General features: G+C 53.6%; 15 protein-coding genes and 1 tRNA gene. 6 read left to right on the forward strand and 10 right to left on the reverse strand.

All coding sequences use genetic code 11. The annotated features are described in order from the left end of the window. Positions 1 to 17: 17 nt before the first annotated feature. The 3 genes from xylA (at position 18) to WHS88_05070 (ending at position 3,641) form a co-directional block, all read left to right on the forward strand. A complete protein-coding gene (xylA, locus tag WHS88_05060; protein ID MEJ5259543.1) occupies positions 18 to 1,331 on the forward strand; it encodes a xylose isomerase in 1,314 nt (437 codons plus the stop codon). Between the two features lie 152 nt (positions 1,332 to 1,483). Continuing rightward, a tRNA-Lys gene (locus WHS88_05065) sits at positions 1,484 to 1,556 on the forward strand. A 234-nt stretch (positions 1,557 to 1,790) separates the two neighbouring features. After that, positions 1,791 to 3,641, forward strand: coding sequence for a glycoside hydrolase family 3 N-terminal domain-containing protein (locus WHS88_05070; protein MEJ5259544.1), 1,851 nt, complete (start codon positions 1,791 to 1,793; stop codon positions 3,639 to 3,641). Positions 3,642 to 3,712: 71 nt separating this feature from the next. Here WHS88_05070 and WHS88_05075 read toward each other — a convergent pair whose 3' ends face one another. The 5 genes from WHS88_05075 to tsaD form a co-directional block, all read right to left on the reverse strand. Further along, on the reverse strand, positions 3,713 to 5,497 hold the full coding sequence (locus WHS88_05075; protein MEJ5259545.1) for a hypothetical protein: 1,785 nt from the start codon (positions 5,495 to 5,497) through the stop codon (positions 3,713 to 3,715). Between the two features lie 222 nt (positions 5,498 to 5,719). Beyond that, positions 5,720 to 6,271, reverse strand: coding sequence for a phospholipase D-like domain-containing protein (locus tag WHS88_05080; GenBank protein MEJ5259546.1), 552 nt, complete (start codon positions 6,269 to 6,271; stop codon positions 5,720 to 5,722). Next, positions 6,268 to 7,143, reverse strand: coding sequence for an NAD(P)H-hydrate dehydratase (locus WHS88_05085; protein MEJ5259547.1), 876 nt, complete (start codon positions 7,141 to 7,143; stop codon positions 6,268 to 6,270). The genes WHS88_05080 and WHS88_05085 overlap by 4 nt, the downstream gene beginning before the upstream one ends. After that, positions 7,097 to 7,915 (reverse strand): nickel pincer cofactor biosynthesis protein LarB, encoded by an 819-nt coding sequence (gene larB / locus WHS88_05090; GenBank protein MEJ5259548.1) that lies wholly within the window; start codon positions 7,913 to 7,915, stop codon positions 7,097 to 7,099. The genes WHS88_05085 and larB overlap by 47 nt, the downstream gene beginning before the upstream one ends. A gap of 2 nt (positions 7,916 to 7,917) precedes the next feature. Next, positions 7,918 to 8,952, reverse strand: a complete 1,035-nt coding sequence (gene tsaD, locus WHS88_05095) for a tRNA (adenosine(37)-N6)-threonylcarbamoyltransferase complex transferase subunit TsaD (GenBank protein ID MEJ5259549.1) — start codon at positions 8,950 to 8,952, stop codon at positions 7,918 to 7,920. Positions 8,953 to 9,117: 165 nt separating this feature from the next. Between tsaD and WHS88_05100 the strand changes: the two genes are divergently transcribed. Then, positions 9,118 to 10,284: an HRDC domain-containing protein gene (locus WHS88_05100; protein MEJ5259550.1), complete on the forward strand. Its 1,167-nt coding sequence runs from the start codon at positions 9,118 to 9,120 to the stop codon at positions 10,282 to 10,284. A 48-nt stretch (positions 10,285 to 10,332) separates the two neighbouring features. Here the strand turns inward: WHS88_05100 and WHS88_05105 are convergent, their stop codons facing one another. The 3 genes from WHS88_05105 to WHS88_05115 are packed head-to-tail and all read right to left on the reverse strand — an operon-like array spanning position 10,333 to position 12,708. Further along, complete coding sequence (locus WHS88_05105) at positions 10,333 to 11,316, reverse strand: DUF362 domain-containing protein (GenBank protein MEJ5259551.1); 984 nt, start codon at positions 11,314 to 11,316, stop codon at positions 10,333 to 10,335. Beyond that, positions 11,317 to 12,102: a hypothetical protein gene (locus WHS88_05110; protein MEJ5259552.1), complete on the reverse strand. Its 786-nt coding sequence runs from the start codon at positions 12,100 to 12,102 to the stop codon at positions 11,317 to 11,319. Positions 12,103 to 12,114: 12 nt separating this feature from the next. Then, the gene (locus WHS88_05115; GenBank protein MEJ5259553.1) at positions 12,115 to 12,708 is read right to left on the reverse strand and encodes a thioredoxin family protein; all 594 of its coding nucleotides are present in this window, start codon (positions 12,706 to 12,708) and stop codon (positions 12,115 to 12,117) included. A gap of 220 nt (positions 12,709 to 12,928) precedes the next feature. Here WHS88_05115 and tatA point away from each other — a divergent pair, with 220 nt between their 5' ends. Further along, positions 12,929 to 13,153, forward strand: coding sequence for a twin-arginine translocase TatA/TatE family subunit (gene tatA, locus WHS88_05120; protein MEJ5259554.1), 225 nt, complete (start codon positions 12,929 to 12,931; stop codon positions 13,151 to 13,153). Between the two features lie 46 nt (positions 13,154 to 13,199). On the opposite strand, the gene tatC is transcribed toward tatA, so the two are convergent. After that, positions 13,200 to 13,946: a twin-arginine translocase subunit TatC gene (tatC, locus tag WHS88_05125; protein MEJ5259555.1), complete on the reverse strand. Its 747-nt coding sequence runs from the start codon at positions 13,944 to 13,946 to the stop codon at positions 13,200 to 13,202. Between the two features lie 103 nt (positions 13,947 to 14,049). Here tatC and WHS88_05130 point away from each other — a divergent pair, with 103 nt between their 5' ends. After that, entirely contained in the window at positions 14,050 to 14,289 is a 240-nt protein-coding gene (locus WHS88_05130) for a hypothetical protein (protein ID MEJ5259556.1), read from the forward strand. On the opposite strand, the gene WHS88_05135 is transcribed toward WHS88_05130, so the two are convergent. Beyond that, positions 14,290 to 15,720, reverse strand: a complete 1,431-nt coding sequence (locus WHS88_05135; GenBank protein MEJ5259557.1) for an RtcB family protein — start codon at positions 15,718 to 15,720, stop codon at positions 14,290 to 14,292. It abuts the gene before it with no gap. Positions 15,721 to 15,723: the final 3 nt, after the last annotated feature.

Raw genomic sequence — 15,723 nt, forward strand, 5'->3', positions numbered from 1 at the left:
AAAGAAAGGGGAAAACAATGACGGAGTATTTTCCTGAAGTCAAAAAGGTGGTGTATGAGGGGCCGGATTCCAAGAATCCTCTGGCGTTTAAGCATTACAATCCCAAAGAAAAGGTGATGGGCAAAACGATGGCCGAGCATCTGCGCTTTGCCGTTTGCTACTGGCATACGATGAAGGGGCTCGGGGCGGACCAGTTCGGGATGAATACCATTGTCCGCAGCTATAACAAGGCCTCCGACCCGATGCAGCGGGCTGAACAGACCCTACAGGCGGCGTTTGAATTCTTCACGAAACTGGGGGTCCAGTTCTGGTGCTTCCATGACCGCGATATTGCGCCGGAGGCGGATAATCTGGCCGAAACGAACAGGCGTCTGGACAAAATCGTGGCGATGGCCAAGAAGCTGCAGTCGGATACGGGCGTAAAGCTCCTCTGGGGCACGACCAATGCCTTCTCGCATCCGCGGTTTATGGCCGGAGCGGGAACCAATCCGGACCCGCATGTGTTTGCCTATGCCGCCAGCCAAATCAAGAAAGCAATGGAAATTACCAAAGAGCTCGGCGGTGCAGGATACGTCTTCTGGGGCGGCCGGGAAGGGTATGACACACTGCTGAATACCGATATGAAGCGGGAGCTGGACCATATGGCCCTGCTGCTGCAGATGGCGGTCGATTACAAAAAGAAAATCGGTTTCAAAGGCCAGCTGTACATTGAGCCCAAACCGAAGGAACCGACCAAGCACCAGTATGACTTCGATGCGGGCAACTGTTATGCCTTCCTGCAGAAGTACGGTCTGGTGGAGCACTTCAAACTAAACATCGAGGCCAACCATGCTACGCTGGCGGCTCATACATTCCATCATGAGCTGGCCTTCTGTGCCGCCAACAACCTGCTCGGGTCGGTGGATGCCAATCGCGGAGACCTGCTGCTGGGCTGGGATACGGACCAGTTCCCGACTGATTTGTATGATACGACACTGGCGATGTATATTATTTTGAAGGCGGGCGGATTCACGACCGGCGGTCTGAATTTTGACGCCCATGTGCGTCGGCAGTCTATCGACAATGTGGACCTCTTTTATGCTCATATCGGGGCGATGGACGCCTTTGCCCGCGGCCTGAAGATTGCCGCTCGTCTGATGAAGGACAAGGTGTTTGACAAGGCCATCAAAGAACGCTATGCCGGCTGGGATACGCCGTTTGGGCGAGCCATCGAGGCAGGCAAGATGGACTTTGTGAAGCTCGAGAAATACATTCTCGAAAAGGGAGAACCGAAACTCCGTTCCGGACGGCAGGAGCTTCTGGAAAATATCCTGAACGAGTATATTCGGTAATACGTTTCTGTCCCCAAAAAGCCCGCTTTCAATCCGGAGCGGGCTTTTTTTATTCAAAAGTCTTTTCTTGTTTTTTGCGTTTTTTCTTGATATTTTTTCTATTCGTGTTATGTTTTATGGCCTTTTCAGAGGGCCAGAAACTCTCTGAAGGCGGAGGCGTAGCTCAGCCGGTAGAGCAACGGCCTTTTAAGCCGTAGGTCCTGGGTTCGAGTCCCAGCGCCTTCATTATTCATAAGGTCTTTTCTGAAAACAAGTTAGAATTCTTTGCATCTTTCGGCCAAATCGGTTTCCGTCCAAAAACAAACCGTCTTTTTGTTTCGAACCTTCTTTACTCGCTCCCTGCGGCCCTTTACAATGCCGACTGCTCGGCCGTCTTCCATAAATTGTCTATGGGGACGCCGGGGGCTGCTGCGGAAACGGTCAAAACTGAACCATTGAATACCGAAAAGGATTTGCTCTATGAAACAGTTGGGTATTTCTCGCTGTCGATTCTTTGCAGGGATTGCTTTTGTTTTTGCATTTTTGACGTTGGGTCTTGATTCTTCGGGCAAGTCCCGTTCGCTGTCTTCTTATGACCCTCAAGTCAATCAGCTGCTGGCCCGAATGACCCTTGAGGAAAAAATCGGCCAGATGATTCAGGCGGAAAGCACCGCTCTGCTCAAAGAGTCTGACATCGAAACCTATTATCTGGGTTCAATTTTGAGCAGCGGGGACGCAGACCCGCCGTCGGGAAACACGCTGGAATACTGGACGGAAAAATATGAACGGCTTCAGAAAAGAACTCAATATACGCGTCTGAAAATCCCCCTTCTTTATGGTGTCGATGCGGTTCACGGCCATAACAACGTGCTCGGCGCCGTCATCTTCCCGCACAATATCGGTCTCGGATGCACCCGTAATCCGGAATTAGTCCGGGAAATCGGACGTATTACCGCCCGGGAAGTACGAGCAACCGGCATCCAGTGGACCTTTGCTCCCTGTGTAGCCGTTCCGCGAGATGAACGCTGGGGACGCACATACGAGGGATTCTCGGAAGACCCGCAGCTTTGTGCCCTGCTGGGTGCGGCGGCGGTTCGGGGCCTTCAGGGAGATAATCTGCGAAGTCCGTATTCCGTGCTGGCCTGTGCGAAACATTATGTCGGAGACGGCGGAACCCTCTTCGGCACTTCTGAAAACGGCAGAGGGCTGGATCAGGGCGATGTCCGAACGGATGAAGAGACATTGCGGCGCATCCATCTGGCCCCCTATCCGGCTGCTATCCGGGCCGGAGTCGGAACCATTATGCCTTCCTACAGCAGCTGGAACGGCGTAAAGTGTTCCGCCAACAAATACCTGCTGACCACGGTCCTCAAAGAAGAACTCGGATTTGAGGGCTTTTTAATCTCTGACTACAACGCCATTCATCAGGTCCATCCGGATTTCAAAGTCGCTATCGGCATCTGCGTCAATGCCGGGATGGATATGGCGATGGAACCGAACCGATATCGGGAGTTCTTTGTCTACTTGAAGGAACTGGTGGAGGAAGGCACGGTTCCAATGTCACGAATTGACGATGCCGTCCGTCGGATTCTGCGGGTTAAGTACGCCATGGGCCTGATGGACAAGGGGTACTCTTTGAAGGCCAATCGTCGTCTGCAGAAGGAATTTGGTTCGGAAGCCCATCGACGGGTTGCCCGACAAGCCGTGCGGGAATCACTCGTTTTGCTGAAGAATGAGAATCGGACGCTGCCTCTTTCTAAAAAAGCGGCTCGAATCCATGTGGCCGGACGAAGTGCCGACAATTTAGGCAATCAATGCGGCGGCTGGACCATTACCTGGCAGGGCCAAAGCGGCCCCGTCACCCTCAACGGAACGACCGTGTTGACGGCTATCCGTCGGACGGTATCCGAACAAACCCTCGTGACGTATTCTGATGACGGAAAGCGTGCCGAAGGAGCAGATGTTGCGGTGGTCGTAATCGGGGAAAAGCCGTATGCCGAGGGGTATGGAGACAGAGACAACCTGGAAATTTCCCAAGAGGATAAGCGGGTCATCGAAAATGTGAAAAAAGCCGGAATCCCGATTGTCGTTATCCTGTTTTCGGGCCGACCCCTGATTCTTGGGGATGTTCTGGAGCAGGCGGACGCGCTGATTGCCGCCTGGCTGCCCGGGACCGAAGGACAAGGCATTGCCGATGTCCTTTTCGGGGATTACAAACCGACCGGCAAGCTGTCCTTTACCTGGCCTAAATCGATGGATCAAATCCCCATTAATCTCGGCGATGTGCCCTATGAGCCCCTGTTTGAATATGGGTACGGCCTGACCTATTAAGTTAAGACACCGTCCTCAGAGTGGGGTGATTCCCCCACTCTGATTTTCTTTTTCAGCCGGGTAAAAGGCCTTTACAGGACAAAGGTCTGGCTGTGCTGTTTGCGCAGGGCTTTGTTCAGACTTCTCAGGAAGTATTTCTCTACGACAGTCTCCCAGCCCATATGGCTGGCCAGTTCATAGCCGCTGTGAAGCAGCCGATTGAACTCCTCATCATTTTTGGGCAGCCGCGCGCAGATTTCCAGGGCCACTTTCTCGCTTACTTTGTACTCAATCTGGTCGCGGAATTCGCGGTCAATCTGAAGCAGATCCTCCAGCGCCATTCCGCGCTGTCCGTTCAGGTTTGTATAATCTACTTCGATCACGTTGGGGACCTTCTGGCCGCCTGTGACCGCCCGGACGAATCCTGCACAGCCGCACAGACTGGTAACCACGCACAAACCGCCGAAGCAAAGCGGCTCCAGCTGTGCGATGCCGAACGGCTCATAAATGCTCTGGCCGAACTCGACATCAGTGCCTTTGCGGATATCCATAAACTCCATATCATACGGCATCCGGTGCCCGCAGCACTGCCGGTTGAATCCGAACTGGTTGATGAAAATCACCTTGATATTGCGGCTCCGCAGGTTAAATTCCTGGACCCCCGCATAAAAGGCCGCTTCGCCGCCGGACAGGTCCGGCATCCCCTCGCGATGAGCCGCGGGCCAGTGGTAGTCCGCTTCCATCTGGTAAATATCCCGGTCTCGCCGCTTGTGGGTTTCCGTACTGAGCACAATCAGAACGCCGGTTTTGTTCTGTGTTCGGAATTCCCGGTCCAGATGCTCCAGCACCCGCAGGTCTCTCCAGAGCCCTTTGCTGATGACCAGGCGTGTCACATGCGTAAAAATAAAATCGGGCTTCCAGCCGAGAAGATTTTCGCAATACTGACGCAGGCGGTTGCGGGATTCATATTTTTCCGCCAGGCCGATTTGATAGGCCGGTATGCCGTTGTAAGTCAAATCAATATCGGCCAGGTTGAACTCCGGTGCCAAAAACCGCAGCTCCTCCACGACCGAATCGCCGACAGCCAGGATGTTGTCGCAATGACGGGAGGCCTCCACGAGGGCGTATTTGAAGAAGTGGCTCTGGTCTCCAAAAACGTCGTTGACATACAAATCCTGCTCGCGGGCCTTGCGGAGGACATTGTAAAACATGGTATCGTGACCGCTGTGGCCTTCGACGATTCGACGCATCGGAGCAACTTCGTGGGCATAAAAGACCGTTTTAAAATCATACGAGTCCAGAATGCCGGCCAGCGCCGTCGGAATCCCCATAAATTCATGGGCCACCAGCACAGTCGGAATGTCTTTTTCTGTGGCTCCGACAACACGGAGGGCCTCAATGGCGGGAAGCGCCAGACGCACGTACTGCTCGTATTCCCATAGATTTTCGTATAAATCGCTTCGGATGCCGAATTCGCGGAATAAAGCCCCTTTGAACTGATTGACCGGATTTGGATCCATTCGTGTAACATCAATCAGGATGACCTCCGGCGTACTTTTGATGTGCGTCATAGGGTCAAAAAATATCCGCCGGCCGTAAACAATATCCACATTGAACTGGTCTTCAATGCGCTGAAATCCGGCGGCATAGCTGCTGCGGATTCGTCCGTCCAAAGACGAATAAAGGACTTCCCCTCCCGGTCCCAAACGGGAATCGGCCCCTTCATCGCGGAAAAACAGCGGGCTGATGAGAATCGTTCTTCCGGCGGCATTCAGATAATTTTGACTGGTAAACAGGCCTTCCAATACGGCCCCGATTCCTCCGATTTTCCCAATTGCTTCGTGGGTGATATGAACAATCGTCGGACGCTGATTCATTGCTTCACCTCGTTTCTGCCTTTCCTATCCTTGGTTCTCCCCTTGTAAACCATACGAAATAAGTTCAAGAGCTTAAAAAGAAAATATCCATATTTTTACTGAAATAATCATCGGAAAATTCCGTATTCTCCCTGCATGCCCTTTTCTTATTTTTTATCGGATAGATGACAAGGAAAGTTCAGAAAAATAATAATTAGAATATTGTGTCGTCAATCTCCACATTTAATATTCTTTTCTTTTCAACGGAAAATTCATCATTTCCGGGAATTCGGTGCAAAAATCTTTCCGACCGCAGTCCGAACAAAAATCCCCCCGCCAGACCCGGTCGAATTGCTCCATCATTTTTTCCAATAATCCCGGGTCGGTTGTAATGATTCCATTTTCGAAATTGCGCCGATTATCCGCTTTGCCGCCCATCCCGGCCCCGGTCAAATTGGCACTTCCGCAATATCCAAAAACTCCATCTACAATCACCATTTTAAAATGAACCCTCGGGCAAAGCATTTTTTCCATTCCCTGCAGAAGCAGCGGATAACGGTCGAAATCCATCTGAAATCTTTTGCCGGGTTCTTTGGCATGCAGAAGACGGATTGAGACTCGTTTGTGAGCCAGCTCGGCGAGAATCTTCAGGAAAGGAACCCATTTGCCGCGCGATAAAACATGTAAATCTTTCAGGTCGCTGGTGCCCATCCAAAGAAACGATTTTGCATGAGGCACTCTTTCCATCAGGATTTTTTCATACAGCTGCCGGTCGGTTATGTATTCGACATTCATTGGGATTGCTTCTGGAGATAAACCTGAAAGGCAGAAGGAAGAAAATCGATTAAGTCCAGGGCTGTCAGGGAGATTTCGCCTTTTTGCTGTGCGGCCAAATCGCCGGCTAAACCGTGGACGTACACCGCCAGGACCGCTGCGTCAAAATTATTCAACCCCTGCCCTGCCAGGGCCGTAATGATGCCGCTTAAAACATCTCCGGAGCCGGCTGTTGCCATTCCGGGATTGCCGGTTGGATTGATATAGAATTGTTCTGAATCGGCTACAACAGTTCCCGCCCCTTTGAGCACCACTGTACCCCCGACGCGCCGGGCCATTTGGGCGGCCTGTTCGACGCGTTCAGACGGTATCGGTTCTCGAAAGAGCCCTTTCCAGAGGCGGGCGAATTCTCCGGGATGCGGAGTAAGGATAATAGACGCCTTGGCTTTGGCCGGCCAATCGCCGGCCGATGCCAGGATATTCAATCCGTCCGCATCGATAATCAAACGCGTATCCGAATCGGCAAGCAGATGGAGGAGAACTTCCCTGGTTCCGGCCCCTGTTCCGGCACCGGGACCGAAACAAATCACATCATTTTCACCTTTAATACGAGTGAGAAGTGCCGCCGCAGATGCATCCATGCGGCCCAAAGAGTCTTCCGGCAACCCAATCGTTGTATAACAGGGATCCAGGCCGGCCGCTGTAGGCTGGATGGATTTCGGGACGGCAACACGAACCAGGCCTGAACCGCTGCGGAGAGCGGCTTTTGCCGCCAGAACCGGCGCACCACTGAAGCCCACAGATCCGCCGACGATGAGAACCTTTCCAAAGGTTCCTTTGTGTCCATCACGGGGCCGCGGGGCCAGAATGGGTATTCTGCTGGTCTGTTTCATTGCCTGCTCCATCGGGCCTGATCTTGCGATGCATCAGACAGGCCGCCACAGCAGCCCCAAAGCCGTTATCAATATTTACGACGGTAATGCCTGCCGCACAACTGTTTAACATCGTCAGGAGGGCCGACAGTCCTTCAAAATTCGCCCCATAGCCGACGCGGGTAGGCACGGCGATAACCGGGGAATCGACCAGTCCCCCGACCACACTGGGCAAGGCCCCTTCCATACCGGCCACGACAAGAATCACATCCGCCCGGCGAATCTCCTCGATGCAGCCCAGCAGACGGTGCAGACCGGCCACGCCGACATCACAGAAGAGTTTGACCCGGCTGCCGAACAGTTCCGCCGTTATCCGGGCTTCGGAAGCTGTCGGCAAATCCGCCGTGCCGGCCGTAACCACCGCAATATAGCCCGGACGCCAACGAATCGGCTTCTGTATGAGAACGATTGTTTTGGCCTGGCTGTCATAGGAAAGGCCCGGGTGGGAAATCACCTCTTTAACAGCGGCAAAGGCCTCCGGCGAAGCCCGTGTGGCCAGGACATTGTGTCCGGTTTGGGCCATTCTTAAAAAGATTTCACGAACCTGCTCCGGGGTCTTAAAAAGGCAGAAAATCACTTCCGGAAATCCGCAGCGGATTTGCCGGTGATGGTCAATCCGTGCTATTTCAATGTTTTCAAAAGGGAGCCGGCGCAGCTTTTCGACGGCTTCGTGAATCGACATCCTCCCGGCTTTTACCTCTTCCAGCAGTGCCTCTAATGTTTTGACGTCCATGGTTATTCCAGAGATGCTTTGGGTTCCAGTGTTAAATCAGCGAAAAGGCCGGCTTTGTATTTGGGATAAGCCAGCGAAGCCACCATCGCGGCATTGTCCGTACAGAGGGATTTGGCCGCAACGGAGAAGGTCAATCCGCGACGGCGACAGAAATGTTCCAGAGCGGTTCGCAAGGCATAATTGGCGGCTACGCCGCCGCCGAGCAGGACCGTCCGGGCTCCCACCTGCTCTGCTGCACGTCGGGTTTTTTCAACCAGCACGTCGATGACGGCGGCCTGGAAGGATGCAGCAATATCCGCCAGTTCCTGTCTGCCCATTTGAGGAGCTCGGTTTGGCCCCTTCATATCCTGTCCCTGACAATGATAAAGCACAGCGGTTTTTAGGCCGCTGAAAGAGAAATCGAGCGAATCTTTGTCCATCAAAGAGCGGGGAAACGGAACAGCCCTCGGATTGCCATCACGGGCGATTGTTTCAATTGCCGGTCCGCCGGGATAACCTAAGTTCAGAATTGACGCGACTTTATCAAACGCTTCGCCGGCGGCATCGTCAATGGTTGTCCCTAAAAGCCGCAGGTCAAGACAGGAACGGACTTCGTACAAGAGGGTATGTCCGCCGGAAACAATCAGGGCAACGGCAGGACATTCCAGTTCATTTTGGCCTATCAGGGCGGATTGCAAGTGGGCTTCGACATGGTTGACGGCGACAAGGGGTTTGCCCCAGGCCCAGGCGAGGGCCTTGGCGGCTGTCACCCCGACCATCAGGGCGATAGATAGGCCGGGCTGGTTGGCGACGGCCACAGCCGAAATTTCATCTGCTGTAACCCTTGCGGATTCAACGGCTTCCGACACAACCGGCAGAATGTGTTCGACATGGGCACGCGATGCCACTTCCGGCACAACACCGCCGTATCGGCTGTGAAGATGGGTCTGAGAAGCAATCACAGAGGAAAGAATGGTATGACCGTCGGCGACAACCGCGGCGGCGGTTTCATCGCAACTTGTTTCAATTCCGAGAATTATAATCCGGTCTTCATTCATCCTGTTCTCACTGTGCTCTCCTTACGGTAGCGGGTTTGACGGATTCTGTCAATTGAAATGCCGATTCTTGACAAGGGCTGTCCATCAATCTACAATTTCATTCAAAATTGCCGCTTTAAAGAAAGAATGGATTGAACAACTGCAATAAAAGATATTGAGCTGCTCTTGGAAGCACAGCAGACATCCGGCTTTGAGTATGTTCAAAATGCGCAAGCACTTCCAAACCTGCTTGAGCATATCCAAAACGCCAATCGTCTTGCGTTGGATACTGAAGCGGACAGCTATCATCATTACTATCCGAAAGTCTGTTTGATTCAGCTTTCTACGGAAGATGCCCATTTTATCATTGACCCGTTTGGCGGCCTGAATCTAAAGGAATTTTTCGAGATTCTGTGTCGAAAGAATCTTGTACTTCATGATGCCGGCTATGATTTACGGATGCTGAAGGCCTCGTTTGGTTTTGAACCAAAAGGAGAGATATTTGATACGATGCTGGCGGCTCGGCTGATTGGGCTGGAACGAGTTGGTCTTTCGGATTTGCTGGCTGACTTTTTGGGGGTCCAGGTACACAAGAAAAATCAGCGGGCCGACTGGTCAAAACGTCCGTTATCGGAAGAGCTTCTGAAATATGCTCTGGATGACACACGGCATCTGCTGAAACTGGCGGATATACTGGCTGAGAAACTGACTGAACTGGGACGGCTCGAATGGCATCGGCAGAGCTGCCGCTGGTCCGTTCGTTCGGCCCTTTTGCCGGCAAAAAACAACCATGACCCGGACGAAATCTGGCGGATAGCCGGAGTCAGCCGGCTCCGCCCCAAAGAGATGGCTTTTGTGAGGGAACTGTGGCACTGGCGGGAAAAAGAGGCCCAAAAAGCCGATGTCCCGCCTTTTCGGATTTTGTATCCGAAACAGATGCTGGCACTTTCCGTCTGGGCGGCTGCGCAAAAGAAAGGGATAGAGATTGACCCGCATCGGCTTCCGCGAAGCTGTCGGGGCGAACGGCTGGCCTCGCTGAAAAAAGCCATCGAGAGGGCCTCACAAACTCCGCCGGCGCAGTGGCCGGACCGCAAACGGCCTCAAACCGGGCATCAGCCCAGTTTCGAACAGCAAAATCAGATTGAAACGCTTCGAAAAAAGGTTGTTCAGATTGGTGCGTCGCTGAATCTGCCGCCGCAGTGGATTGCCCCGAAGGCGACCCTCACCAGCATTGTCCTGCGGAGGCTGGATACACCGGAAAAAATTATTCAATCCAATCTGCTGGCTCCGTGGCAGGCCGAACTGCTTACTGATGCCCTTGATGAAGCGTTTGGAAAAAACCGGAATCTCTAAACAGACAGAAACTTTCCAAATCAGCTTATACGAAGCAAAAAACAGAATTCAGCGGAGGCGGTTTTTAACCAGAATCAGGGCCTGTTTGGCTACGCTTTTGCAGATTCGGGGAAGAGTAAAGCGGAGCGGCGTCTGCTGAGCAAAGCGAAAATCCGGACAGGGCTTGACGGGCAGAGGGTCCCCCAGCACCGTCATCTTCTCCGGCGACGGACAGCCGAAACTCATCACGGCGGCGGTGCGAAGAATCGGCAGAGACATCGGCTCCAGCCCGACCAGCCGACAGCAGGCATATTCGCAGGCGATTGGGTCCGTGCCTCCGATAAAGTATCCCAGATGCCGGGGACTTCCGCTGATAGGCCCCTGCCCTTCCATCGCAACGACAGCATCCACCAGATTGACTGCCGGCGCCAGGTACCGGTAAATCCCGAGCAGCAGCCGGCAGAAGGCCTCTGCATCGCCTCCGCGGAGAAAATGCCAGAGGGGTTTTTCTTTCCCGACGACGCAGCCGAACATATTTTTGACGGCAAAGGTCGCCCCCAGCTGCTGGTGCATTTTGAATTTGGGGACATTGAGAATAACATCCGCCTCGAGAGCAGCGCGGCTTATCCCAACGCTTGCCCCGTCTATCTTCACTCGCACGGCCTTATCCAGCTGCACCATCGGCACCTGCATCGCATCGAGCACAGTATCGATTTGCAGGGCCTTCAGGCACGCGCGGACATCGCCCCAGGCGGGAGAATCTCCGACCATTGGTTTTGCCCCCGCCTCTTTTATCATTTGAGCCAGTGTGACGATGACGGCCGGATGAGTCTGGGCCGCTTTCTCCGGTTCCGACGGGACAATCAGATTGGGTTTTATCAGGACCCGGTCGGACGGCCGGACAAATTGTCCGATTCCTCCTGCCAGATTCCAAAACCGCTCGAGGGTCTCTCGAACCTCGGACGGTTCATATGAGCCGCACCGGCACAGAACGACCGTATAGTCGGGAGCGGCTGACGGCTGCTGGGAAAAACCTGCTCTGTCCGCCGACATTTAGTCCCCCGCCTTTTGACAGACAATTAAAAAAAGCAGCGCCCCCGGCTCTTTGGCAGATGGGGCCGAAAAGAACCGGCTGAAGATGCTCATCTCTTCAGGTTTGGGCGAAGCCAGTACGAGCAGATCCCCTTCTGTCATGGCAGTCAGGAGCCGGCCTTCCCGAAATGACAGGCTTTCAAATAGGGAAATTCCGGTTCGTCCAAATCCAGCTGATGCAGGCTGAAAAAGAGGTTCAATTCGCACGGAAACAAACCCGCGCTGAGGGGTATCGGGTCTGGCACGGAGCATCAAAGACATTCGGCCTGCGGGGACTTGCTTGCCGGCAGGAACCCTGTCGGAAGTAAAATAGAAAAGGGTCTGTCCGGTCTCAACGGGAAAGCCGGTGATTTCTTCGGGATAGTCCTGAAAAATCAGCAGCTTTTTTGTACCGAGCCGTTTGGCTCCGTTTTGCTCGAGGGCCGAGAGGACGGATTCGGCGAGGTCATACGTTCCGGCTGCCGCCCACAGGCCGTTGGATTCAAAGGCCAAAGGGTCCGAAAAGGTGATTCCTTTGGAGGACAGCATCGGGAGAATGCGGGGCAGGTCCTGCATTTTTTCCAGCGGAACCCGCCAGATAATTACGGCAAAAGCCGACTGCATCTGGACTGCCGGCTGCTCCCGCGGGGCCAAATCCGTGATTTTCAGACGGGGCAGCGGAGCCGGGGCGGGATTCTGGACAGCCGGAGGGGTCTGGCAGCCGAATCCGCTGAACAGGCCAAGAAGCAGCAGCCTGACCGCTTTCATCGTCGTCAGCTCCTATTGGTCCCGATAGCGGCGAATTTTCAGCAGGTAATCCAGATATTCGGTCGGACCGAGCTGCTGATACTCCGCCATCGCATAGGGGGTACCGTCCGGCTTGGCCAGATAGAGAGTCGGAAAGAGATTCCGAAAACGGTATCGCCGAGCCAGCTGCTGGTTTTGTCTCCGGATTTCCACTGACTGTTTGGACGGGTCACTCGGGAAGTCAACCAGCATAAAGACAAAATATTTTTCGGCTTCCTTGGCAAAGGCCTCCTGAGCAAACACATCCTTTTCCAGCCGGATGCAGAAAATGCACCAGTCCGAACCGGAAAAATTGATGAGCAAGTCCTTGTTTTCCTTCTGTGCTGCTGCCAGTGCTTCCTGAAAATTTGTGTACCAGCGGACACCGGAATGAGCCGTTTCTGACAGCGAATTGGTCGGAGGATTTTCTCTGGGTGCATTCATATCGGTGGGGCTGTCGGAAGAGACAGGGGCCGGCGGAGCGGGTTGCGGAGACTTTGCAGGAGACTGCTTTTTGCATCCTGCAGGTGCAGCGATGCCGGCAGCCCAAACCAGCAGAAGCAAACGGATTGCGGCATGTTGTATCATAAAAAACCTCATTTTCCCGGAACATATAGACATTACAATCAAAAACTGATTATAATCTCTTCTATTGAAATAGAAAAGGGTTCATAAAAATACAGACAGGATTGCAGATATACCTTTGCATCAAACCGGTATTCTTTCGAATCCTTCCTTGACCTTTTTTTTATTTCCGATAGAATGATTTTTCCGGGTTATTTTTGAGAACCAAAAGAAAGGATTGTCTATGCAAACCATGGCTTTTTTAACCGGCCAGTGGGAGTGGGTGGTCATCTTGATTATTGCAGTGCTCCTGTTCGGCAGGCGGCTGCCGGAGATTGCACGAAGTCTCGGAAAAAGCATTACGGAATTCAAGAAAGGCATCAAGGAATCCGAGAACGAAATTCACAAAGCCCTGGAAGAATCGGAGAAGGCTGCCGAAAAAAATATGACGAAAAATCCCCCGCAATAATCTCCGGGCGTCTGGAGATGTCCGAAGCGGAAAGTAAGGACCTTTTTTATTCTTTCCGTCTCCAGAAGCGGCAGACCAGAAGACTGGCCTCATAAAGCAGATAAAGCGGCACAGCCAGCGCAATTTGAGTAATCACATCCGGCGGAGTCGCAAAGGCCCCGATGATAAAAGAAGCCAGAAAGACATAGCGGCGGATTTTCCGAAGCGACTCCAGACGAATCAAACCCATCCGCTCCGCAAAAACGATAAAAATCGGGGTCTGAAAGGTCAGTCCGAAGATCACTGAAAGCATCAGAACAAAGGAGACATAATCCGACAGAGAGGGCTGATACCGAATATACTCCACACCGGCATTAAACTGGACGAAGAACTTTAAGGCAATCGGAGCGACAATCAGCAGAAAGAACAGCACGCCGCTGATAAACAGCAGCACACTGATGGGGGCAACCACATAGACGTATCGCCGTTCACGGCGGTAGAGTCCAGCGGATACAAAGGCCCAGATTTGATAAAAGACCCACGGAGACGACAAAAGAATTCCCAGTACAAGAGAGGCCTTCAGATAAATCAAAAACGGCTCCGCCACCTTGATGGCCTGCAGCAACGGCTCCTGATTGGATTGCTTCATCGCCTGTTCAAAAGGAAAGAGAATCAGATGAAGAAAGTCCCTTCCCCAAAACAGAGCGATACCCAGCCCGACGGCCAGCCCCAAAATAGCCAGAATAAGCCGCGCCCGAAGCTCCTCGAGGTGATCGCCTAAACTCATGGACTTGAGTTCTTCTTCCTGTTCCATTCGATTTTTCCTCTTGTCCTGTCTGAACCGCAAGCCAGTTTATCTGTTTTTTCCCGTCTGTAAATCCCTTTTCGAAAAGAACGCAACAGGATAAGATGGAGGGATGAGCGGATTTATAAGAATTCTCCTGATTGCGGCAGGCGGACTGCTTTTTACGGCAGGGCTGGCCGCTTTTCTTTATGTGCGGATAAAACTGAAACCGACGTGGAAGGAAATTGAGGAAACGTATTACGAATTCGAAGAGGTCCATCCGGCCATGCGGCGCTATCAGCTGGGGCTGCAAATCAGTATGGCCCTCATTGCCGCTGCAATGCTTCTGCTGTTCCTCGGAGCCGTTCTCTAATCAGCCCTTGATGCAGACCAGAGGGACTAATTTGGCGACCTTTCGGGCCAAACCGGCCTTGTCGGAAACTTCGACCACTTCGCTGACATCTTTGTAGGCCCCCGGGGCCTCTTCGGCCAGCCCCCGCATCGAAGCACTTCGAATCAGGATTCCCCGCCCCTGAAGAGTTCGGATAATTTCCTTGCCGTGCCAGCGCTTGGTGGCGGCGGTGCGGCTCATCTGGCGTCCTGCCCCGTGGCAGGAGGAGCTGAGCGAGAGCGACTCGGCCTCTTTGGTGCCGACCAGGATAAAGGAAGCGGTGCCCATCGTTCCGCCGATGAGAACGGGCTGACCGACCGAACGATACTCCGTCGGAAGACCCGGATGCCCCGGTCCCCAGGCACGGGTTGCCCCCTTTCGGTGGACGAAAAGACGGCACGGCCGACCGTCGATTTCGTGTTCCTCCTCCTGACAGGTATTGTGCGAAACATCGTAGAGAAGACGGATTTGCGAACCGGGTATTTCTTTTTCGAAAACCTCCCGAACCAGATGCATCAAAATCTGGCGATTGGCCAGAGCACAGTTGATGCCGCTGCGCATCGCCCCCAGATAACTGCGTCCGACTTCAGACTTCAGCGGAGCACAGGCCAGTTCCCGCTCGGCCAGCTCGATTCCCGCTTCGCGGGCCGCCGTTGCCATCTTTTTCAGATAATCCGTACCGATTTGATGCCCCAGCCCACGCGAGCCGCAGTGAATGCTGATTTTGATGTCGCCCTCCTCCAGCCCAAAAGCCGCGGCGGTTTGGGGGTCATAGATTTCCTCGACCTTCTGAATCTCCAGATAATGGTTGCCGGAACCGAGCGTACCCATCTCCTCCCGCTGGCGTTTCTTGGCCTCGTCCGAGACCTTGGAAGGGTCGGCTCCGGCGATGCGGCCTCCGGATTCGATAAAGCGAAGGTCTTCGGCTGTGCCGAAGCCCTGCTGAACGGCCCAAACCGCCCCGCCCGCCAGCACCTCGTCCAGTTTGGGGATGGAAAGGGCGATTTTTCCGGTGCTGCCGACGCCGGCGGGGATATGGCGAAAGAGAGCGTCCGCAATGCGCTCGCGATGCGGGAGAAAATCCTTCTCCTTCAGGCCCGTATGCATCGTCCGCACGCCGCAGGCAATATCAAATCCAACGCCGCCGGCGGAGATGACCCCGCCCTTGTCCGGGTCAAAGGCCGCTACACCGCCGATGCAGAAGCCGTAGCCCCAGTGAGCGTCGGGCATCGCATAGGAAAACCCGACAATCCCGGGCAGACAGGCCACATTGGCCACCTGACGGGCCACCATGTCGTCCATCTCGGCAATCAGCGATTCGGAGGCAAAAATCAGGCCGTCCACATGCATTTTGCCCGTTCGTTCGATCAGCCAGCGGTATTCATCCCTGCGCTTGACCAGTTTGCGGTCCATAAA

Source organism: Anaerohalosphaeraceae bacterium (assembly GCA_037479115.1).
Taxonomy (GTDB): Bacteria; Planctomycetota; Phycisphaerae; order Sedimentisphaerales; family Anaerohalosphaeraceae; genus JAHDQI01.

Bases quoted from the DNA above. Each gene is read 5' to 3' on its own strand.
- WHS88_05110 (MEJ5259552.1), bottom strand. From the start codon at position 12,102: ATGAAAGCGGTCAGGCTGCTGCTTCTTGGCCTGTTCAGCGGATTCGGC.
- tatC (MEJ5259555.1), bottom strand. From the start codon at position 13,946: ATGGAACAGGAAGAAGAACTCAAGTCCATGAGTTTAGGCGATCACCTC.
- tsaD (MEJ5259549.1), bottom strand. From the start codon at position 8,952: ATGAATGAAGACCGGATTATAATTCTCGGAATTGAAACAAGTTGCGAT.
- WHS88_05135 (MEJ5259557.1), bottom strand. From the start codon at position 15,720: ATGGACCGCAAACTGGTCAAGCGCAGGGATGAATACCGCTGGCTGATC.
- tatA (MEJ5259554.1), top strand. From the start codon at position 12,929: ATGCAAACCATGGCTTTTTTAACCGGCCAGTGGGAGTGGGTGGTCATC.
- WHS88_05085 (MEJ5259547.1), bottom strand. From the start codon at position 7,143: ATGAAACAGACCAGCAGAATACCCATTCTGGCCCCGCGGCCCCGTGAT.
- WHS88_05075 (MEJ5259545.1), bottom strand. From the start codon at position 5,497: ATGAATCAGCGTCCGACGATTGTTCATATCACCCACGAAGCAATTGGG.
- WHS88_05115 (MEJ5259553.1), bottom strand. From the start codon at position 12,708: ATGATACAACATGCCGCAATCCGTTTGCTTCTGCTGGTTTGGGCTGCC.
- WHS88_05080 (MEJ5259546.1), bottom strand. From the start codon at position 6,271: ATGAATGTCGAATACATAACCGACCGGCAGCTGTATGAAAAAATCCTG.
- WHS88_05130 (MEJ5259556.1), top strand. From the start codon at position 14,050: ATGAGCGGATTTATAAGAATTCTCCTGATTGCGGCAGGCGGACTGCTT.
- WHS88_05070 (MEJ5259544.1), top strand. From the start codon at position 1,791: ATGAAACAGTTGGGTATTTCTCGCTGTCGATTCTTTGCAGGGATTGCT.
- xylA (MEJ5259543.1), top strand. From the start codon at position 18: ATGACGGAGTATTTTCCTGAAGTCAAAAAGGTGGTGTATGAGGGGCCG.
- larB (MEJ5259548.1), bottom strand. From the start codon at position 7,915: ATGGACGTCAAAACATTAGAGGCACTGCTGGAAGAGGTAAAAGCCGGG.
- WHS88_05105 (MEJ5259551.1), bottom strand. From the start codon at position 11,316: ATGTCGGCGGACAGAGCAGGTTTTTCCCAGCAGCCGTCAGCCGCTCCC.